We start from the raw sequence: 19,347 nt of genomic DNA on the forward strand, positions 1-19,347 counted from the left end.
CCCGCCAGGGGGTCAGGCGTCGAAGTCGACGGTCACGGCCGAAGTGGTCGGGTGGGACTGGCAGGTGAGGACGTAGCCGGCCTTGATCTCCTCGGGCTCCAGGGCCCAGTTGGTGTCCATGCGGACTTCGCCGTCGATGACCTTGGCGCGGCAGGTGCCGCAGACGCCGCCCTTGCAGGCGAAGGGGGCGTCGGAGCGGACGGCCAGTGTGGCGTCGAGGATCGCCTTGGCGTGCTCACCGAGCGGGAAGGTCGAGCGACGACCGTCGAGGATGACGGTGACCTGGGCTGCGTCCGCGTCGGAGGTGGTTTCCTCGACGGGAGCCTTGGGAGCTTCGTCACCGACGTGGAACAGCTCGGCGTGCACGTGGGCGCGGTCGACGCCCTCGGCGAGCAGGAGCTCCTGAGCGCCGACCACCATGGCGTACGGGCCGCAGAGGAACCACTCGTCCACACCGGCGACCGGCAGGATGGTGGCGAACATGCGCTTCAGCCGGTCCGCGTCGATGCGGCCGCTGAACAGCTCCACCTCGGTGGACTCACGCGACAACACATGCACGAGGTGCAGGCGCTCGGCGTACACGTCCTTGAGGTCGGCCAACTCGTCGGCGAACATCACCGAGCCGGCAGTGCGGTTGCCGTAGAGCAGGGTGACGCGGCTGTCCGGTTCCACCGACAGGATGGTGGCGACGAGCGAGAGCACCGGGGTGATGCCGCTGCCCGCTGCCACGAACGCGTAGTGCTTGGCGTTGGCCGGGTCGAGCGTCGTACCGAAGCGGCCGAGCGGGGTCATCACCTCGAGCTCGTCACCCGGCTTGAGCTCATTGGCGGCGTACGCCGAGAACGTGCCACCGGGGATCCGCTTCACCCCGATCCGCAGCACACCGGAACCAGCCGGCGAGCAGATCGAGTAGCTGCGCCGGACGTCCTCACCAGTACGGCGAACAGTCAGGTGCTGGCCCGCGGTGAAGTCGTACTCCCCCGCAAGCTCCTCCGGTACGACGAACGTGATCGCCACCGAGTCATCGGTGATGGCCTCGATCGCCGCCACCTTCAGCGCATGGAACGCCGCCCGGCGCCGCGGGGCCACAGTCGTAGTAGTCATCAGATCGCCTTGAAGTGATCAAAGGGCTCACGGCAGCTGTTGCAACGCCAGAGCGACTTGCAGGACGTGGAACCGAAGTGGCTGAGCTCCGTCGTGTCAGGTGAGCCGCACAGCGGGCAGCGGATCGTCAGCGACAGCATCACCGGTCCGCCAACAGCACGGCGTCCGGTCGGCGGTGCGATCCCGTACTCGGTCAGCTTCGCCTTGCCCGCCTCGCTCATCCAGTCCGTCGTCCAAGCAGGTGACAGCACCGTCTCGACATGACCGTCGACACCGAGGTGGTTCAGCGTGAGCTCGACCTCGTGACGGATCAGATCCATCGCCGGACAGCCCGAGTACGTCGGGGTGATCGTCACGACGACCTCATCACCCTCATGCCGCACACCGCGCAGCACTCCGAGGTCAGCGATCGTCAGCACCGGCACCTCTGGGTCAGCGACCTCACCAACCGCGTCGAGGATCGCAGCGTCGGTCACCATGTCGCCCCCGGGTGTGAACGAGCCACATGCTGCAGCTCGGCCAGCAGGTAGCCCATGTGCTCCGTGTGCCGACCACTCCGGCCACCTGTGTGCTGGTACGACGCTTCCGGCCGGCTGCACGTGGACTCGTCGATCACCGCGAACACCCGGCGCTCCCACTCGTCGTGGAGCGTCGACGGGTCCACAGCAACCGGCAGACGTCGTACAAGCTCGTCGGACTCGAACAGCTCGGCTGTGTACGGCCAGAGCTCCTGCAGTGCCGCCTGCATCCGACTGTGGCTTTCCGGAGTCCCGTCACCGAGCCGCACGACCCACTGGGTCGCGTGGTCGACGTGGTACGCGACCTCCTTGACGGCCTTGCCCGAGACACCGGCGAGCGTCTCGTCGGCGCTGCCGCGGAGCTCGTCGTACAGGAGGTGCTGGTACGTCGCGAAGTACAGCAGACGGGCCATCGCGTGGGCGAAGTCGCCGTTCGGCAGCTCACACAGCTGCACGTTGCGGAACTCGCGCTCCTCGCGGAAGTACGCCAGGTCGTCCTCGGTGCGGCCGTCCAGCGAACCGGCGTACTGCAGCAGCGTCCGGGCCTGACCCAGCTGGTCGAGGCCGATGTTGCCGAGGGCAACATCTTCCTCGAGCTGCGGCGCGTTCGCGATCCACTCGGCGGTCCGCTGCGCCGCGATCAGCGCGTCGTCACCGAGCCGCAACGCGTAGACGAAGAGGTCGTCGCTCACAGGTGGTCGACACCTTCCGGGACGGTGTAGAACGTCGGGTGCCGGTAGACCTTGTCACCCGCCGGGTCGAAGAACTCGTCCTTCTCGTCCGGGCTGGACGCGGTGATGTCGGTCGCCGGCACCACCCAGATCGACACGCCCTCCTGCCGACGGGTGTAGACGTCACGCGCGTTCCGCAGCGCCATGGTGGCGTCGGGAGCGTGCAGCGAGCCCACGTGCGTGTGGGACAAGCCACGCCGCGAGCGCACGAAGACCTCCCACAGTGGCTCGATCATGCGGCACGCTCCAGTTGCTTCGCTGCGTACGCCGCCGCGGCCTCACGGACCCAGGCGCCGTCCTCATGAGCCTTGACCCGGTTGGCGAGCCGCTTCTCGTTGCACGGCCCGTTGCCCTTCACTACCTCGTACAGCTCGGTGTAGTCCGGCTCGGTGAAGCTGTAGTGACCAGTGGCCTCGTCGTACACCAGTCCGTCGTCGGGCACGCGCAGACCCAGTACGTCGGCCTGCGGGACGGTCATGTCGACGAAGCGCTGCCGCAGCTCGTCGTTGCTGTGCCGCTTGATCCCCCACGCCATCGACTGCTCGGAGTGCGTGGACGACGCGTCCGGCGGGCCGAACATCATCAGCGACGGCCACCACCAGCGGTCGAGCGCGTCCTGCGCCATTGCCTGCTGCCCCGGAGTACCAGTGGACAGCGTGTGCAGGATCTCGAAACCCTGCCGCTGGTGGAACGACTCCTCCTTGCAGACCCGGACCATGGCGCGTGCGTACGGCCCGTAGGAGCAGCGGCACAGCGGCACCTGGTTCACGATCGCGGCACCGTCGACCAGCCAGCCGATCGCGCCGATGTCGGCCCAGGTGAGGGTCGGATAGTTGAAGATGCTGGAGTACTTCTGCCGGCCGGTGTGCAGCAGGTCCAGCAGGTCGGCCCGGTCCACGCCGAGCGTCTCGGCCGCGGCGTACAGGTAGAGACCGTGACCGGCCTCGTCCTGCACCTTGGCCATCAGGATCGCCTTGCGGCGCAGCGACGGCGCCCGGCTGATCCAGTTGCCCTCCGGCTGCATGCCGATGATCTCGGAGTGCGCGTGCTGCGCGATCTGCCGGATCAGGGTCTTGCGGTAGCCGTCGGGCATGGCGTCCCGCGGCTCGATCCGGCCGTCGGCGTCGATGGTCGCCTGGAAGCTGTCCATGGCCCGAGCATAGCCCAGATGTGACACTTTTTCTCCAGATCGACAAGAAGTGTCACAAGGGTGGTGCTGGGCCTACCCCGGGAAGGGGGCTCAGCGCTCTGGGGCGGACCAGCCCGCGGCGGGAGGATCGTCTCAACAGTTCAAGGGCTAAACAGTTCGGAAGGACCCTCCCGTGACGATCCAGCAAACCCTCCCGACGGACCACCGTGGTCCGGTCACCGGCAAGGAGCGGGCACTGGCCCCCGACTTGATCCGCGGCGCGATGCTGCTGCTGATCGGCCTGGCCAACAGCTCCAATTTCGCGTTCGCCGGCCAGCCCGGTGTCGAGACCGCGCCGCAGGGCTTCGAGCGCATCCTGAACTTCCTCAAGCTCACCTTCGTCGACGCCCGGGCGTACCCGGTCTTCGCGGTGATGTTCGGCTACGGCCTGGTCCAGCTCGCCCGGCGGCAGAAGTCCTCGGGTGCCACGCCCAGCGCCGTACGGCGGATCCTCATGAAGCGAAACGCCTGGCTGATCGCCTTCGGCGCCGTCCATGCGACCCTGCTGTACTTCGGCGACTTCCTCGGCGCGTACGGCATCGTCGGCATCCTCTGCACACTGCTCCTGCTCAACCGCAGTGACAAGTTCCATCGGATCGTCATCGCCATCTGGGCCTTCGAGCTCGTGTACGTCGTCTACCTCGGCATCCATGGCCTCATCGCGGCCCTCACCAGCAGCGGCCCGGCCCACGCAATCGTGAACGACCCGAACCCGTCGCTGGCGGCATCGTCGTACGGCGCGAGTCTCCTCGACCGGCTGCACGAGTACCCGCTGCACACCGCCACCGTTCTCGGCTTCGTCATGGTCGTCTGGCTCGGTATCTGGGCTGCCCGCAAGCAGATTCTGGAGAACCCGGCCGCACACCGCACACTGCTCACCCGCGTCGCCGCCGTCTGCATGAGCGTCGTTGTCCTCGGCGGGCTGCCCTACGCACTGATCGGCGCCGGCTGGTTGCACGTCGACGAGGCCGCGGTCGGTTCTCTGAGCATGCTGTCCCACGTGAGCGGCATGTTCGGTGGACCCGGGTACGTCGCCCTGTTCGGCCTGCTGGTCTCCCGCATCACCACGCTGTCGCTGCCGGTCCGGATGATCTCGTCACTCGGCCAGCGGTCGATGTCGGGCTACCTGTTCCAGTCCGTCGCCTGGATGACCCTGCTGGCTCCGTTCACCCTCGACCTCGGTCACCGCTTCGGCAGTACGGCGTACACGGCGCTCGCAGTCGCCGTCGGGGTCTGGGTGATCTCGGTGGTCGCCGCCTACACCATGAGCCGCCGCTCCTACCGCGGTCCCGCCGAAACGCTGCTCCGCCGACTCGTCTACTAAGCCCCACCTTGAGCACCCATCAGCCACTTCCCGCGGGGGATTGTGGCTGGTGGGTGCTCAACGTATGTCCCCGGCGGGCAGCGGGGCGGCGGGGTTTGGGAGGATGCGGGGTGTGAGTGACGACTTCGGCGTACCCGAGCCTGCTAACCTGTCCGACCTGTCCGGTGAGCCGCCGGTGGCCGAGACGAGTGTGCGGCTGGCGCTGCCCGCCGAGGCGAACGCGATCGGCGAGATCCAGGTCGCGGCTTGGCGCGCGTCGTACGCGGGTCTGCTGCCGGCCGACGTACTGGCCGATCTGAACCCGGATCAGTTCGCCGCGCAGTGGCGGGCCGCGCTGATCGCTCCGGGCGAGGCGCGCAACCGGGTCATGGTCGCGCTGGCCGGTCGCACGCTGGTCGGGTTCGCGGCGATCACCACGTCGGACGACCCGGACGCCGACAGCCGGTACGACGCTCTGATCGCCGAGCTGGCCGTTCAGCCCGACGCCACCCGCGCCGGCCACGGCTCGCGGCTCCTGAACGCAGTCGTCGACACTGTCCGTGCCGACGGCTTCCGCCGGATCACCGTCTGGATCAACTCCACCGACGACGTCACCCGCGCCTTCTACACCGACGCCGGCTGGGCCCCTGACTCCGCGCACCGCGAGCTCGACCTGTACGGCGACGGCTCGGTCCGCATCAAGCAGGTCCGGTTGCACACCGACCCTGCCACCGAAGACGACTGATCAGGCCACGCAGAACTCGTTCGACTCGGGGTCCTGCATCACGACCAGGTCGTCCGCTCGCCGCAGGACCGTAGCGCCCAGCTCGATCAGCCGATCCACCTCGGCGTCGATCGCCGTACGACGATCGTCGCCGGCCAGGCCAGGTGCCACCTTGATGTCCAGGTGCAACCGGTTCTTGAACAGCTTCTCCTCGGGCACCTGCAGGAAGAAGATGTCCGGCCGGTCCCGCACCTTGTCCACCAGGGTCCGTCCGGTCGGCCGCTTGTCGACCGGGATCTGCTGTGCGTCCGCCCAGTCCTCCCAGGTCAGGAACCCGTCCGGCACCGGCATCGGGAAGTCGTACCCGCCGAGAGCCGCCCGCCAGAACTGCGCCACCCGCTCCGGATCCGCGCAGTCGAACACGATGTGCAGGTCGAAGGCCGTCATGCCCCGACCTTAGGGCACTCTTACCGCCATGACTGAGGTGCGGGTTAATGAGGTCGGGGACATGGTGCTCACGGGCGCCGAGGCGATGCGCGTGCTGGCGGAGCCGGTGCGGCTGGCGATCACCGACCGGCTGACGCGGCACGGCGCGGCGACGACTGCGGAGCTGGCCGAGGCGGTCGGGGTGGACGACGTCGTCGCGCATCTGGAGCGGCTGACTGAGGTGGGGCTGGTCACGCGGGACGGCGACACCTGGGAAGCCTGTGGGCGCGGGATCTTCTTCGAGATCCCGGAGGAAGGCGATGAAGAGGTTCAGCAGGCAGCGCGCGCGTTGAGCAACGCCATGTTGCTGAGCTACGAGCACCTTCCGCGCCAGTGGGTCGAGGGCACCGAGCCTGAACTGGAGCTCGACTGGGCCCGGTCGGCCGGATTGTTCAACGCGGGGATGTGGCTGACCGCCGAGGAGCTGCGCAAGGTCCAGGAGGATCTCGAGGTCTTGCTGATGCCTTATCTGCAACGCAAAGAGCCGACCCCGGACTCACGCCGGGTCCGGATGCTCGCGTATTTCCTGCCGCCGAAAAGCGACTAGGGCGTGTCTGTTGAGTCCGCGCCGTAGCGAGCATGTGCTCGGTGCGGTGGCTCGGTGTGCTGGAGGGGAGGCCTCGATGCTTTTCCATCGTGGCCTTTCCTCCAGTGCGGCGAGGTGCCGTGCCGAGTGCAGCGCAGTAGGCGGGGACTCGACAGACACGCCCTAACCGGGGGTGGTGCTCGACCCCAGTCGACTGACATGACAGATTGCGACGGTCCGATCACGCTTTGCCGTTGGAGTCTTCATGAAGCTCGCCTCCCTGGCCGTCGGCCTGGGGCTGTCCGCCGCCGCCGTACTGGTTGTTCCCGGATCGGGAGCCACCGCCTCGATGACCGCGGGGGTGATCGTCGACAAGGCGCGGCCGGTGGCGAACAAGTACCTGCAGCAGAAGCTCAACTGGCGGCGTTGCGGTGACGAGGAGCTGCGGACGTACTGCGCGAAGATCGCCGCGCCCCGGGACTGGGCCAACCAGTACGCCGGGAACGACATCCAGCTCGCGGTCAGCAAGGTCACCCCGGCCCACGGCAAGCCGAGCCGGGTCGTGTTCGGCAACCCGGGCGGGCCGGGTGGCGCCGGACTCGGGATGGCGCCGTACCTCGCCAGCCAGGCGCCGCTGGCCAAGGACCACCTCGCGGTCGGGTTCGACCCGCGCGGTACCGGCGACAGCACCAACGTCACCTGCCAAGGCACCCCCGGCTACACGATGGACGCCCGCGACCGCGACTCATGGAACCTGGAGCTGATCTCACAGGCCTCCAAGCTGGCCCAGCCGTACTGCGACGGTCAGTCCCGCGGCCTGCTCCCCTACCTCACCACCGGGCAGACCGTGCAGGACATCGACCTGATCCGGCAGTTGCTCGGCTTCGACAAGATCGACTTCGTCGGGTACTCCGGCGGCACCTGGATGGGCGCGTACTACCAGACCTACTTCCCGCAGCACGTCGGCCGCTTCGTGCTCGACTCGAACACCGACTTCACCAAGCCGTGGCTCGACACGTTCGCGGCCCAGCCGGCCGCGTTCCAGCGCCGGTTCGAGCAGGACTTCGCGACCTGGGCGGCCAAGTACGACGACAAGCTGCACCTCGGCATGACGTCCCGCCAGGTGGTACGCAACTACGAAAAGTTACGAGCGGCACTCAAGAAGCAGCCGGTCGTCGAGGAGTTCCTCGAGGCCTCGGTCCGGATCACCTACGACCAGAACACCCTGGACGACATGATCTCCGGGGATATGTATACAAAACTCGACTTCTACTCGCTGGCCCTTGATCTGGCATTTCTCCGCGGCCTTTCCGAAACCCAGACAAAGAGCGGTCCGCAGGCCGCGCAACGCACCGTCGACGCACTGTCCCCGGCCCGTCAGCAGGAGCTGGTACGGCGTGCGCACCGCAGCACCGTGGGCATGCCCTCACTCGGCGACGACTACGAGAGCGCGACGTTCACCGCGATCACCTGCAACGACACGGAGTGGCCGCAGGGCCGCGAGTACGCCGACCAGCTGGCCGGCCGCATCGGTCCGCGGAACCCGCTGATCGGCTGGAGCATGAACGAGAACCCGTGCTTCTACTGGGACCGCCCGCGGCTGAACCTGCCCGAGCCGACCGGCGCCGGACTGCCCACAACGCTGATGGTGCAGAGCCAGAACGACCCTGCCACCAACTACACGCTGGCCGCCGACGCCCATCACCGGTACGCCGGTTCGCGGCTGCTGACCATCACCGGCGAGGGCGACCACGGCGTGTACGGCGGCGTGAACAAGTGCGCCGACCGGATCATCAACGCGTTCCTCACCACCGGCAGGACGCCGGCCACCGACGTCAGCTGCCGCGGCGAAGGCATCCCGGCGCCGTCCACCCCGGAGCCGGTCGGTACCGAGGGCGGCGAGGCCGCCGGGGCACCGACCGGATCGCCGCTGCGCCGGGTCGCCGGATTCACCACGGCTATTTCCGGCTATCTCCATTGAATGCACTATCCAAACGCTTGACCCAGGCCCCGGACCGGTAATTCCCGGGACCCGGGAAATCACCCACCGGCAGGCTCCGATCACGGTCGGCGAAATCCGGTGGGTGCTTTCGTTGTCAGGACATATTTGTCAGGGCGATGTCAGGGTTACGTCCCTGTGCGACACAGCGTGACTTCGACACTCTTGTGTCAGCGCGGGAGAGCCGGGCGTCGACCGGGAGGGCTCGACGAATGGCTCGAACGCCGGACGTGGCTTCGGCCGGCTGCTAGGTGGGGGGACTGCCTGGGGGGTCAGACAGAGGCGCAGCCGGCCGAGTCACGTATCAGGCGTACCGCGCACCCAAGTCCCTCGCGGGGCATCGTCGATCCCCCAGGTCGTGATGCTCCGCGAGGCATGTACGGAGGACCGGGCCGATCAGCAGATCTGGTGGACCGCTGATCGGCCGGGTCTCACAGGTACCTGGAGCCGTCCGGGGCGTTGTGCACCGGATAGCCGTCAGCCACTGCGGCCAGCGGCGCTGCTCGGCCGGCCGACCAGGCCGTCCGGAAGGCGCGCCGCTCGAGGGACTCCTCGACCGCACTGCGCGTAGCGAGGTAGTCGGGTTTCTCGACCTCGGGCACCGGCGCCTGGATCACGTCCCGTACGCCGTCCGCCGCACCCAGCAGGAATGCCGCGTACTCGCTCCGGCCCCGCTGTTGAGCGACAGCCGCGAGCTCTTCCAGCACACTGGCCGATCGCCACCGGTCGCCAAGGTCTCGGTGCTCAGCCAGGCTCTCGTCGAGCAGATGCACCGCACGCTCGGTCAGACCGCGACGCCGCTCCACAATGCCGAGCTGGTTGAGCGACCAGGCCACACCCTCGCGATAGCCGAGCCGCTGCGACAGCGTGAGGCTCTCCTGCAGCAGATCCTCCGCCTCCACCAGCTCGCCCTTGTACTGCGCGATCGCACCGAGGCTGATCAACGACCAGGCAAGTCCTTCGCCGTCACGCAGAACCCGGAAGCTGTCGCGTGCCTTGATGCAGCGACGCCGGGCGATGTCCAGATCACCGCGCAGCCAGGCAGCGAAGCCCAGGTGGTTGTGCGCCCACGACATCCCCGACTGGTCGCCAACGCTCTCGAACTTGTCGTAGCTCTGGCAGTGCAGCTCCTCAGCGGCCCGGTAGTCGCCGCGCTCCCGAGCCACTCCCCCGAGTCGTTGCAGCACCAGCCCAGTACCCGCGTCGTCTTTCAGTTCCTTGTACTGCGTGAGCGCGGTCTCGAGCCGAGTGGTCGCCACGTCGTACTCGCATTGCAGGAACGCGAGCATGCCGGCGCCGAGGTTCGCCTTCGCCAGTGCCGGCGTCATGTCCTCAGCTGCAGGCAGGAGCGCGAGTGAACGCTCTAGCCACTGACTGCCCTCGGCGTAGTGACCACGCAGGTAGCAGAACAGCCAGAGGGCACCAGACAGTCGCAGTGCCTCATTGACCGATCTCGTCTGCAGGGCCCACGCCATGGCGGATCGCAGGTTGTCCAGCTCGCTCTGCAAACGCTCGAGCCACTCCTCCTGGTTGGCGCCGCGCAGCTCACGCTCCGCCTGCTCGGCCAAGCCGATGTAGAAGAGCGCATGGCGACGAACCGCCTCGTCCACACTGGCTGTCGCCTGCAGGCGGTCGGCCGCGAACTCCCGGATCACGGCGAGCATGTAGTACCGCGCGACACCGCCCTGCCGAGTCACCCGGATCAGCGACTTGTCGACGAGCCGCCCGGTCAGATCGAGCGCCTCTGCTCGGGCTACCGGCCCCGGAGCGCTCTCTCCCGACATCACCATCGCGGCCGCGCCCAGCGTCCACCCGCCGACGAACACCGACAGCTGCGCGAAGACATCACGCTCCGCCGGCGTGAGCAGGTCATGACTCCACTCGATCGCGCCACGCATCGACTGCTGTCGCGGCGACGCCGTCCGGTCGCCACCGGCCAGGATGCCGAACGACGTCTCCAGCTCACCGGCCAGCTCTTCGATCGTCATCACGTTGGTCCGAGCGGCCGCCAGCTCGATCGCGAGCGGCATCCCCTCCAGCCGGCGCACGACTCGAGCCACCTGGTCCAGTTGCCCGGTCAGGTCATAGCCGCGTGCCCTCGCCCGGTCCACGAACAGCCGGACCGCCGCAGCCGCCTCGGTCTGATCCTCATCGGGTGGCAGCGCGAGCGGCGGTACGACGTACACGTTCTCGCCGGGGACCCGGAGCAGCTCGCGGCTGGAGGCGAGAATGGACAGGTTCGGGCAGGACTCCAGGAGCGCTGCGCACAGCTGGCCGACGGTCGACACCACGTGCGAGCAGTTGTCGAACACCAGCAGCAGAGTCCGCTGAGCGATCTGCTCGGCGATCTCCTCGGTCAGCCGGGTGGTGTCCAGCGGGTGCAAGCCGATCGAGGCCGCCACGGCCTGAGCGACGGCGTCCGCATCGGTCAGTGCGGCGAGCGGCACCCAGCAGACGCCGTCGGGAAAGTCATCGGAGAGCTCGCTTGCGACCGCCATGGTGAGCCGGGTCTTCCCGACACCGCCCGGACCGGTCAGCGTGAGCAGCCGGGTGATGCGCTGCCCCAGCAGCCGCTTGGCCGCGGTCACCTCGACAGTCCGGCCGATCAGCTCGTTCGGCGGCGCTGGTGGGCGGCGCAGTACCGGCTGCGGCGACTCGGTGTCGTTGCGGGCGGACGTGGTGAGCTGAGTGCGCTCAGCGCTGTTCAGTCGCAGTGCGTCCGCAAGCAGTCGCAGAGTGTGTGCTCTCGGGGCACGTCGGCGTCCACGCTCCAGCGCGGCGATCGCGTCGACACTCAGACCGGCCAGCTCCGCCAGGCCCTCCTGCGACAGCCCGGCGTCTCGCCGATGCCGGCGCAACAGGCCGCCGAACCCAGCCCCCTGCACGTCGTCCGAACCGCGGCGTGATCCGTCGGACGACACAGGACGGCTCCACCCAGTTTCCGGCCTGTACGTGGCGGTTGCCACGTACGTTTTAGCGAAAATATCGCGATCCGGGCCGCCTTGTCAGGCGATCCGGGCCGTTCCCAGCGAACTCACAGGAAACATGCAGCCTGTTCAGCCCGCCTCGGCGGCGTGCCGGGCGATCGCCTGGCGCATGGTCGCCCGTGCGCGTTGACGGTCCCCAGCGGCGTCGTACGCCGTCGACAGCCGGAACCATACCCGCCAATCGTCAGGCGAAGCCTCCGCTTCGGTTCGATACTGCTCGAACGCCGCATCGGCCGCCGCCCGGTCGATCCGCCCCGACGGCCGCCGCGGCAGGTCGTCGACCGGCAGACCACCGCTCGCCTCCAGTTCCCGGGCCAGCGCCTCGGTCTGGGATCCGAACCGCAACTCCCGCCAGACCAGATAGGCGCCGAGCACCGGAATCACCAGGACGGCGACGCCGAGGCCGACCGCGACCGGATCCCCGGTCCCGATCAGCAACACGCCACGCCAGCCGAGCAGGACGGCGTACGCGACGAACACGACCGCCAAAACGATCGCCGCGGTCTTGGCTCTCATCGCTGTTTCATGCCTTCCCCGCCCCACCGCCCCGGTCAGGCGAGATCCATGAAGTGCTCAAGGCCTACGGTCAGTCCCGGCGTGGTCACAACATTGCGGACGCCCAGCAGCACACCGGCCATGAACGACACCCGCGCCATCGAGTCGTGGCGGATCGTCAGCGTCTCGCCCTCGTCACCGAACAGCACCTCCTGATGCGCGATCAGCCCGCGCAGCCGGACGCCGTGCACCCGGATCCCCTCGACATCCGCACCGCGCGCCCCGTCGAGCGCCGTCGTGGTCGCGTCCGGGATCGGCCCGCTGCCCGCCTCACGGCGTGCGGCCGCGACCAGTTCCGCCGTACGGCGTGCTGTTCCCGACGGTGCATCGACCTTGTCCGGGTGGTGTAGCTCGATGATCTCGACCGACTCGTAGAACCGGGCCGCCTTCTCGGCGAACTGCATCATCAGCACCGCACCGATGGAGAAGTTCGGCGCGATCAGCACACCGACGCCCGGCGCCGCGTCCAGCCACGACTGCAGCTTCGCGAGCCGCTCGTCGTCCCAGCCAGTGGTACCGACGACCGCGTGGATCCCGTTCGCGATGCACCACTCGAGGTTGTCCATCACGACCTCGGGCCGGGTGAAGTCCACGACGACCTGCGTGCCCGCCTTGGTCAGCTCGGCCAGGTCGTCGCCCTGGTCCAGCGCCGCCACCAACTGCACGTCCGCGGCCTCATCCACCGCAAGGCACGTCTGGGCGCCCATCTTGCCCTTGGCTCCCAGCACACCGACCGTGATCATCCGCACCCTCTCAACGCACCGACAAGACCCCCAGGATCTCATCCGCCCCCGCCGAACCCGCTCACCCCACCCCAGCCAACCGCACAGCGTCCGAAGAGATGGAGGGCGTGGTCGGCGTGTTTTCGGACGTTAGGTGAGGGAGGGGGTGTAGGCGGCCTGGGCGTCTTCGGCGAAGTGGCAGGCGACGGCCTGGCCGGAGGGGATGAGGCGGAGCTGGGGTTCTTCGGTGCTGCAGCGGGATTCGGCGCGCAGGCAGCGGGTGTGGAAGCGGCAGCCCGAGGGTGGTGAGACGGGGGACGGCGGATCGCCGGCCAGGACGATCCGCTTGCGGCCTTGGCGGGCCAGGCCGGGTTCGGCGGACAGGAGCGCTTGGGTGTACGGGTGCGCCGGTACGTCGTACACGTTCTGGTGGTCGCCCAGCTCCGCGACGCGGCCGAGGTACATGACCGCGACCCGATCAGACACATGCCGTACGACGGACAGGTCGTGCGCGACGAAGATGATGCTCAGCCCGAGCTCACGCTGCAACCGCATCAACAGGTTCACGACCTGCGCCTGGACCGACAGGTCGAGCGCCGAGACCGGCTCATCGCACAGCAGGATGTCGGGGTTCAACGCAATGGCGCGGGCGATCCCGATCCGCTGCCGCTGACCACCGGAGAACTGGTGCGGGAACTTCGTCTCGTCCTCGGCCCGCAGACCGACCAGCTCCAGTAGTTCGCGTACCCGCTTGCGGATGTCCATCCCCTTGGAGACATCCGGGTGGACCTCCAGCGGTTCGGCGATGATCTCGCCGACACGCATCCGCGGGTTGAGGCTGGAGTACGGATCCTGGAAGACCACCTGGACGTTCTGCCGCCACTTCCGCAGTTCGCGACCACGCAGCTTGTTGACCTCGACACCGCCGTACCGGAGCTGTCCGGACGTCGGCTTCTCCAGTGCGGCGAGCAGCCGGACGAGTGTGGACTTGCCGCAGCCGGACTCGCCGACGATGCCGAGCGACTCGCCCTTGCGCAGCGTCAGGTTCACGCCCTCGACCGCGCGGACCAGGACCTTCGACCCGAAATGCAGCGCCGGGCTGATGTCGTAGTGCTTCACCAGATCCGTTGCCACCAGCAACTCTTCGGCCATCAGACGGCCTCCCTCTCGGCCAGCGTCGTCCGGCGGATACACGCGGCATCCCGGCCGGGCGCGACGGTCAGCAACGGCGGTACGTCGTGCGCACACTCCTCGATCGCGATCGGGCACCGCGGCCGGAACGCACACCCGGACGGGATCGACCGCAACGACGGCGGCGTACCGGGGATCGTCGGCAGCTCCTGCCCCTTGAGCTCCGCCGACGGCATCGAGCCGAGCAAGCCCTCGGTGTACGGGTGCACAGGATGGTCGAGCGCCGCGGCGGTCGAGGCCCGCTCGACGACATGACCGGCGTACATCACCACCACGTTGTCCGCGACATCGCTGACGACACCGAGGTCGTGCGTGATCAGTACGACGCCCATGTCGCGCTCGGCCTGCAGTTCCGCGATCAGCTCGAGAATCTGCGCCTGCACGGTCACGTCGAGCGCGGTCGTCGGCTCGTCGGCAATCAGTACGTCGGGATCCAGCGCGAGCGCCATCGCCAGCATCACGCGCTGCCGCATACCGCCGGAGAACTCGTGCGGATAGTCGCGCACCCGCTTCGACGCGGCCGGAATCCGCACCTGGTCGAGCATCTCGGCCGCCCGCTTCATCGCGTCCTTCTTCGACAACCCGCGATGCACCCGGAAGCACTCGGCGATCTGCGTCCCGACCGACTGCACCGGGTTCAGCGCCGACAACGAGTCCTGGAACACCATCGTGATCCGGTCCCCGACGATCCTCCGCCGCTCCTTCGTGGTCATCGAGATCAGATCGGCGCCGCGATACTCCGCCGTACCGGAGACGATCCGCCCCGGCGGCATCTCGAGAATCCCGGTCAGCGCCTGGGTCGACACGCTCTTGCCCGACCCCGACTCCCCCAGGATCGCCAGCGTCTCCCCTGCCCGCACCTGCCACGACACCCCGTCGACCGCACGCACCGGACCCCGCGGAGTATCGAACTCCACGGTCAGGTTGTCGACCTTGAGCAGTACTTCACCGGTCCCGGTCATGGGGCCCCCTTTCTGGACTGAGGAGCGCAGGGAGCGAAGCGACTGGAGTGACGAGGGAAGAAAGGGAACCAGGCCCCAGGACCTGCCGCGCGGAGCGTGGCAATGTGCACAGTCATCGCATGAGTTTCGGGTCGAGGGCGTCGCGGATCGAGTCGCCGATGATCATGAACGAGATCGTCATCGTGGAGATGAACAACGCCGGCCAGATGAACAGGTGCGGAGTGTCCCGGTACGACGCGGCCACGCCGAACTGTGATCCCCACGAGATCGACGGCGGTTGCAGTCCCACGCCGAGGAAGGTCAGCGCGGCCTCGAGGCCGACCATGCCGCCGATGCCGAGCGTGGTCATCGCGAGCAGTGGGGCCATCGCGTTCGGGAACACGTGTTTGCGCAGGATCCGCAACGGCGGAACGCCGATCGACCGCGCGGCCAGCACGTACTCACGGTTGCGGACCGAGAAGACCGTGGCCCGCATCAACCGCATGCCGCCCGGCCAGCCGATCAGCAGGATGACGCCGACAATGATCCAGATGCTGCGGTTCGGCACCGAGTTCAGGATCACGATCAGCACCACGAGGCCGGGGATCGAGAACAGCACATCCGCAGTCCGCGAGATCACCGCGTCGACGGCGCCCGGGAAGTAGCCGGCGAGCAGGCCGAAGGTTCCGGCCAGCACGAAGACACCGAAGCTCGCGCAGATACTGACCAGGACCGACGGGCGAGCGCCGTACACGACGTTGGCGAAGTAGTCGCAGCCCTGGATGTCGAAGCCGAACGGGTGCCCGGGGCCGTGGCCCTGGCGGCTCTTGCCCAGCTCGCAGAAACGCGGGTCGGCCGACGTGAACAGCTTCGGCACCGCCGCCATCGCGAAGAACACGAGCAGCAGCAGGCTGCACAGGATGAACTGCGGTTTGCGCAGGAGCGCCCGCAGGAGCTCCCGGTTCGACAGGGTCCGTCCGTCGCCGAGCTCCTGGGCCTCGGCGCTGACGACCGCGGTGACATCAGACATGGCGCACCCTCGGATCCAGGATTCCGTAGAGGAGATCCACGAGCAGGTTGATCACGATGAACGACAGGAACGCCAGCGTCGACAGCAGCACCACGACCCCGCCCTCCTTCAGCTTGATCGCCTGGAACATGAACTGCCCCAGCCCCGGCAGGTTGAAGATGGACTCGGTGATGATCGCGCCGCCGAACATGCCGGCCAGGTCGAGACCGATGAACGTCACCACGGGCAGCAGCGCGTTCGGCAGGATGTGCCGCCACAGCACCCGCTGCTCCCCCAGGCCCTTGGCCCGCGCGGTCTTCACGAAGTCGGCGTTCACCGTCTCCACGATCGACGTCCGCATCAGCCGGGCCAGCCCGGCGAAACCGAGCAGCCCGATCACGAGGGCGGGCAGCAGGTACGACGTCGGGAAGCCTTCCAGCACGCCGGAAACGGGGAACCACTTGAGCTGGACACCGAACACGAACTGCGCGGCGAAGTACGCCACCAGCCCCGGTACGGCGAGCAGCACGAGTGTTGCCAGCAGCAACGACCGGTCCACCCAACCGTTCCGCTTGAACCCGGCGTAGATCCCGAACAGCAGCCCGAACGTCCACTGGAACGCGTTGGCCAGCAAGGTCAGCTTGAGGGTGACCGGGATCCGCAGCCGGAGCTGGTCGGCGATGTCCGCGCCGGCGAACGTCGTACCGAAGTGGCCGGTGAGGATGTCCTTCATGCTCAGCAGGTACTGGACGATGAAGGGATCGTCGAGGTGGAACTGGGCCCGCTTGGCCGCCAGCACCGCGGCCGGGATCGGCTTGTCACCGGCCAGCTCCCGCAGGGGGTCTCCGGGCATCGCGAAGACGAGCGCGTAGACCCCCAGCGTGACGACGATCCCGATCGGGATCGCCGCGATGACGCGGCGAAGGATGTACCGGATCATCTACTTGAACGTCGCCCAGAGTGCGGAGACGCCGACGTACTTGGAGACCCGCGGCTCGATCTTGTCCGAGTGCAAGTAGGCGTTGGACTTGGTGAACAGCGGGATCAGCGGCATGTCCTCGAGCGCGATGTCCTCGGCCTGCTGGTACAGCTTGATCGCCTTCTCCGGGTCCGGCTCGGCGTCACCCTTGGCCAGTACGGCGTCCAGCGCCGGGTTGGCGTAGTGGGCGAAGTTCGCGTCGCCGTTGGACTTGAACATCGGGGTGAGGTAGTCCTCGATCGACGGGTAGTCGTGCCCCCAGCCGCTGAATCGCAGCCCGTCGAGCTTGCGCTCGTCGGCCAGCTGGGTGATCTCCGAGCCCGTCTTGCCGGTGTACTTGACCTCGAGGCCGAGGTTCTGCCGGATCATGTTGCCGATCGCCTCGGCGTTGACCTGACCGCTGGCCGAGGTCGTGCTGTAGTTGATGTTGACCGGGCCGGAGAAGCCACCGGCGTCGACGAGCAGCTGCTTGGCCTTGGCCGCGTCGAAGTCGCAGAACTTGCAGGCGTCGGCGCGGTAGCCGTCCATGTCCGGCGAGACCAGGGCCTTGGCCGGCTCGGACAGCCCGACCAGGTCGGCGAGCGCCTTCCGGTCGATCGCCATCGAGATCGCGTGCCGCAACGTGGGGTTCTTGTAGCGCTGGTCCCAGGCCGGGATCGTCAGGTAGTTGGCGCCGGAGCTGACGCTGGTCACCCACTTGTCCGGGGCGTCGTCCTTGAAGCTCTTCACCTTGGTCGACGGCACGTCGACGAAGTCGAGGTTGCCGGCCAGGAACTCGTTGTACGCCGTGTCCGCGTTCGGGATGAAGCGGTAGGTGATCGACTCGGCCTCCGGGACCAGCGACCCCTTGTAGCCGTCCCACTTGGCCAGCTTGATGTCGTCACCGGCGTTCCAGTCGGCGGCCAGCTTGTACGGGCCGTTGCCGATCGGCTTGCGCTTGTAGGCGTCCGGGTTCTTGCGGACCTCCTCCGGCAGCGGCGCCAGCCCGAGGTACTGCAGGGTCAGCCCGAACTGGGAGAACGGCACCTTGAGCTTGACGGTGAACGTGAGGTCGTCGACCTGCTTGAGGCCGCTCAGTGCCTTCACCGAGGTCGGCTTCGGCGTGGCGCCCTCCGGCGTCTCCGGGTTCAGCGCGTCGTAACCCTCGACCTTGGAGAAGAAGCCGTTGTTCTTCCAGGCGTTCGACCCCTGGGCGGTCAGGTTCCAGCTGTCCACGTAGTCCTTGGCGGTCAGCGGCTGACCGTTCTGGAACGTGTTGCCCGGGTGCAGCTTGATCGTCCAGGTCTGGCTGGTCTTGTCCGGCGTGACCGAGTCGGCCATCACGTTCAGCAGCTTGCCGCTGTTCGGATCGGTCGTCACCAGCGGCGCGAACATCGCCATCGCGACCTGGATCCCGGGGCTGCCGTTCTCGTTCAGCGGGTTGATGTACTCCAGCGGTTCGGCCGCGATCGCGATCACCTCGCTCTTGGCCCCACCACCACCGGAGCCGTCACCCCCCGACTTGCCACCACACGAGGCGAGCACCAGCGAAAGCCCGAGTGCCACCCCCACAACCCCAGTCAGACGTCCCACGGTCGAACCAACTTCCTCGGCAAAGCGCCGATCGGCGGGCGGAGCATTGCGCCATCGTGGCTGGTCGAAACTGCGCATGTCAACGTTGTCAGCACATAAACAAGCCCGCGTAACGCAGGCGTTATCAACCCAAGACCTCAGATGACCCTGCTCTCACTACCCGCAACCTGCCCACTTTAATCGCCCTGGCGCCCCAAGTCATCAGATGTCACGGCAGATCCCTGCCAGGCCTGTTTGTGCACACAACTGCGCACTCAGCACCTCGCGCTCCCACGCCACTACTTGCGGCCGGCGCCGGGAGGTCACGGCGGAAGCACCGGGCAACAGGTCTCCCGCAACCACCCGGCATCTCTGGGTGCCACTGGTGGCGGTCGCCGGCCGCCGGCCGCGGCTCAGGTCGTGTGCCGGCCCTCGCCATTTCAGGGGGTATCCCTTGAAATGGACCCTTCTCCCCTCAAAAAATGAGGGGAGAACCGGCAACCTGAGCCGATATCCCCTGACTTTGCCCACAGTCGCGGCCCGCGAGTCACCTTGAGCACCGCTCAACCACGCCACGACCGGCGAAACGGTGAACCGTGCCCGAGGTGGGATGCCCAGTTCACCTTGAGCACCCCTCAACCGTCTTTGGGCCCGGCAGGTGACTGAGCCGTGCTCAAGGTGGGGACGGGTCGCCCACTTTGAGTACAGACCGACCACGTTCGGGGCCTTGGCCTCATCCGGTTGTTGCACATGATCTGGTGTGATGACTGGAGGTAGTGATGCCGGGGAAACGGTTGGACGTGCGGGAGCGTGAGGTGATCGAGAGGTCGCT

18 protein-coding genes are annotated in these 19,347 nt (G+C 67.6%); 4 read left to right on the forward strand and 14 right to left on the reverse strand.

All coding sequences use genetic code 11. The features are described 5' to 3' along the window. Positions 1-12: 12 nt before the first annotated feature. Genes paaE through paaA form a run of 5 tightly spaced genes read right to left on the reverse strand, consistent with a single transcriptional unit; the run spans position 13 to position 3,503 of the window. On the reverse strand, positions 13-1,104 hold the full coding sequence (paaE, locus tag ACIA49_RS32250) for a 1,2-phenylacetyl-CoA epoxidase subunit PaaE (RefSeq protein ID WP_396381594.1): 1,092 nt from the start codon (positions 1,102-1,104) through the stop codon (positions 13-15). Further along, the gene (paaD, locus tag ACIA49_RS32255) at positions 1,104-1,583 is read right to left on the reverse strand and encodes a 1,2-phenylacetyl-CoA epoxidase subunit PaaD (RefSeq protein ID WP_396381595.1); all 480 of its coding nucleotides are present in this window, start codon (positions 1,581-1,583) and stop codon (positions 1,104-1,106) included. Before paaD ends, paaE begins: the two co-directional genes overlap by 1 nt. After that, positions 1,577-2,314: a 1,2-phenylacetyl-CoA epoxidase subunit PaaC gene (gene paaC, locus ACIA49_RS32260; protein WP_396381597.1), complete on the reverse strand. Its 738-nt coding sequence runs from the start codon at positions 2,312-2,314 to the stop codon at positions 1,577-1,579. The genes paaD and paaC overlap by 7 nt, the downstream gene beginning before the upstream one ends. Next, positions 2,311-2,589, reverse strand: coding sequence for a 1,2-phenylacetyl-CoA epoxidase subunit PaaB (gene paaB, locus ACIA49_RS32265; RefSeq protein ID WP_396381598.1), 279 nt, complete (start codon positions 2,587-2,589; stop codon positions 2,311-2,313). The genes paaC and paaB overlap by 4 nt, the downstream gene beginning before the upstream one ends. Then, a complete protein-coding gene (paaA, locus tag ACIA49_RS32270; protein ID WP_396381599.1) occupies positions 2,586-3,503 on the reverse strand; it encodes a 1,2-phenylacetyl-CoA epoxidase subunit PaaA in 918 nt (305 codons plus the stop codon). The genes paaB and paaA overlap by 4 nt, the downstream gene beginning before the upstream one ends. A 172-nt stretch (positions 3,504-3,675) precedes the next feature. Here paaA and ACIA49_RS32275 point away from each other — a divergent pair, with 172 nt between their 5' ends. Both ACIA49_RS32275 and ACIA49_RS32280 read left to right on the forward strand, forming a co-directional pair. Continuing rightward, positions 3,676-4,866, forward strand: a complete 1,191-nt coding sequence (locus tag ACIA49_RS32275; protein WP_396381600.1) for a DUF418 domain-containing protein — start codon at positions 3,676-3,678, stop codon at positions 4,864-4,866. A 112-nt stretch (positions 4,867-4,978) separates the two neighbouring features. Further along, positions 4,979-5,590 (forward strand): GNAT family N-acetyltransferase, encoded by a 612-nt coding sequence (locus ACIA49_RS32280; RefSeq protein ID WP_396381602.1) that lies wholly within the window; start codon positions 4,979-4,981, stop codon positions 5,588-5,590. Here ACIA49_RS32280 and ACIA49_RS32285 read toward each other — a convergent pair whose 3' ends face one another. Beyond that, complete coding sequence (locus tag ACIA49_RS32285) at positions 5,591-6,016, reverse strand: VOC family protein (RefSeq protein ID WP_396381603.1); 426 nt, start codon at positions 6,014-6,016, stop codon at positions 5,591-5,593. 28 nt (positions 6,017-6,044) lie between these two features. On the opposite strand from ACIA49_RS32285, the gene ACIA49_RS32290 reads away from it, so the two are divergent. Both ACIA49_RS32290 and ACIA49_RS32295 read left to right on the forward strand, forming a co-directional pair. Beyond that, positions 6,045-6,602 (forward strand): helix-turn-helix domain-containing protein, encoded by a 558-nt coding sequence (locus ACIA49_RS32290; protein ID WP_396381605.1) that lies wholly within the window; start codon positions 6,045-6,047, stop codon positions 6,600-6,602. Between the two features lie 244 nt (positions 6,603-6,846). After that, complete coding sequence (locus ACIA49_RS32295) at positions 6,847-8,562, forward strand: alpha/beta hydrolase (RefSeq protein ID WP_396381606.1); 1,716 nt, start codon at positions 6,847-6,849, stop codon at positions 8,560-8,562. Positions 8,563-9,011: 449 nt separating this feature from the next. Here ACIA49_RS32295 and ACIA49_RS32300 read toward each other — a convergent pair whose 3' ends face one another. The 8 genes from ACIA49_RS32300 to ACIA49_RS32335 all read right to left on the reverse strand — a co-directional run bounded on the left by ACIA49_RS32300 (position 9,012) and on the right by ACIA49_RS32335 (position 18,509). Next, positions 9,012-11,501 (reverse strand): ATP-binding protein, encoded by a 2,490-nt coding sequence (locus ACIA49_RS32300; RefSeq protein WP_396381608.1) that lies wholly within the window; start codon positions 11,499-11,501, stop codon positions 9,012-9,014. 135 nt (positions 11,502-11,636) lie between these two features. Beyond that, positions 11,637-12,083, reverse strand: a complete 447-nt coding sequence (locus ACIA49_RS32305) for a hypothetical protein (RefSeq protein ID WP_396381609.1) — start codon at positions 12,081-12,083, stop codon at positions 11,637-11,639. Positions 12,084-12,118: 35 nt separating this feature from the next. Continuing rightward, complete coding sequence (dapB, locus tag ACIA49_RS32310) at positions 12,119-12,865, reverse strand: 4-hydroxy-tetrahydrodipicolinate reductase (protein ID WP_396381611.1); 747 nt, start codon at positions 12,863-12,865, stop codon at positions 12,119-12,121. Positions 12,866-12,994: 129 nt separating this feature from the next. After that, complete coding sequence (locus tag ACIA49_RS32315) at positions 12,995-13,996, reverse strand: ABC transporter ATP-binding protein (RefSeq protein WP_396381612.1); 1,002 nt, start codon at positions 13,994-13,996, stop codon at positions 12,995-12,997. Beyond that, positions 13,996-14,997 (reverse strand): ABC transporter ATP-binding protein, encoded by a 1,002-nt coding sequence (locus ACIA49_RS32320; RefSeq protein ID WP_396381613.1) that lies wholly within the window; start codon positions 14,995-14,997, stop codon positions 13,996-13,998. Before ACIA49_RS32320 ends, ACIA49_RS32315 begins: the two co-directional genes overlap by 1 nt. Before the next feature lie 112 nt (positions 14,998-15,109). Next, the gene (locus ACIA49_RS32325; protein WP_396381614.1) at positions 15,110-16,006 is read right to left on the reverse strand and encodes an ABC transporter permease; all 897 of its coding nucleotides are present in this window, start codon (positions 16,004-16,006) and stop codon (positions 15,110-15,112) included. Continuing rightward, positions 15,999-16,925, reverse strand: coding sequence for an ABC transporter permease (locus ACIA49_RS32330; RefSeq protein WP_396381616.1), 927 nt, complete (start codon positions 16,923-16,925; stop codon positions 15,999-16,001). The genes ACIA49_RS32325 and ACIA49_RS32330 overlap by 8 nt, the downstream gene beginning before the upstream one ends. Continuing rightward, positions 16,926-18,509 carry an ABC transporter substrate-binding protein gene (locus ACIA49_RS32335; RefSeq protein ID WP_396381618.1) on the reverse strand — a complete coding sequence of 528 codons (1,584 nt, stop codon included), beginning with the start codon at positions 18,507-18,509 and terminating at the stop codon, positions 16,926-16,928. Positions 18,510-19,347: the final 838 nt, after the last annotated feature.

Source organism: Kribbella sp. NPDC051587, assembly GCF_044453945.1.
In the GTDB taxonomy this organism is placed as follows: Bacteria; Actinomycetota; Actinomycetes; order Propionibacteriales; family Kribbellaceae; genus Kribbella.

Bases quoted from the DNA above. Each gene is read 5' to 3' on its own strand.
- paaE (WP_396381594.1), bottom strand. From the start codon at position 1,104: ATGACTACTACGACTGTGGCCCCGCGGCGCCGGGCGGCGTTCCATGCG.
- paaD (WP_396381595.1), bottom strand. From the start codon at position 1,583: ATGGTGACCGACGCTGCGATCCTCGACGCGGTTGGTGAGGTCGCTGAC.
- paaB (WP_396381598.1), bottom strand. From the start codon at position 2,589: ATGATCGAGCCACTGTGGGAGGTCTTCGTGCGCTCGCGGCGTGGCTTG.
- paaA (WP_396381599.1), bottom strand. From the start codon at position 3,503: ATGGACAGCTTCCAGGCGACCATCGACGCCGACGGCCGGATCGAGCCG.
- ACIA49_RS32285 (WP_396381603.1), bottom strand. From the start codon at position 6,016: ATGACGGCCTTCGACCTGCACATCGTGTTCGACTGCGCGGATCCGGAG.
- ACIA49_RS32290 (WP_396381605.1), top strand. From the start codon at position 6,045: ATGACTGAGGTGCGGGTTAATGAGGTCGGGGACATGGTGCTCACGGGC.
- ACIA49_RS32295 (WP_396381606.1), top strand. From the start codon at position 6,847: ATGAAGCTCGCCTCCCTGGCCGTCGGCCTGGGGCTGTCCGCCGCCGCC.
- ACIA49_RS32305 (WP_396381609.1), bottom strand. From the start codon at position 12,083: ATGAGAGCCAAGACCGCGGCGATCGTTTTGGCGGTCGTGTTCGTCGCG.
- dapB (WP_396381611.1), bottom strand. From the start codon at position 12,865: ATGATCACGGTCGGTGTGCTGGGAGCCAAGGGCAAGATGGGCGCCCAG.
- ACIA49_RS32315 (WP_396381612.1), bottom strand. From the start codon at position 13,996: ATGGCCGAAGAGTTGCTGGTGGCAACGGATCTGGTGAAGCACTACGAC.
- ACIA49_RS32320 (WP_396381613.1), bottom strand. From the start codon at position 14,997: ATGACCGGGACCGGTGAAGTACTGCTCAAGGTCGACAACCTGACCGTG.
- ACIA49_RS32325 (WP_396381614.1), bottom strand. From the start codon at position 16,006: ATGTCTGATGTCACCGCGGTCGTCAGCGCCGAGGCCCAGGAGCTCGGC.
- ACIA49_RS32330 (WP_396381616.1), bottom strand. From the start codon at position 16,925: ATGATCCGGTACATCCTTCGCCGCGTCATCGCGGCGATCCCGATCGGG.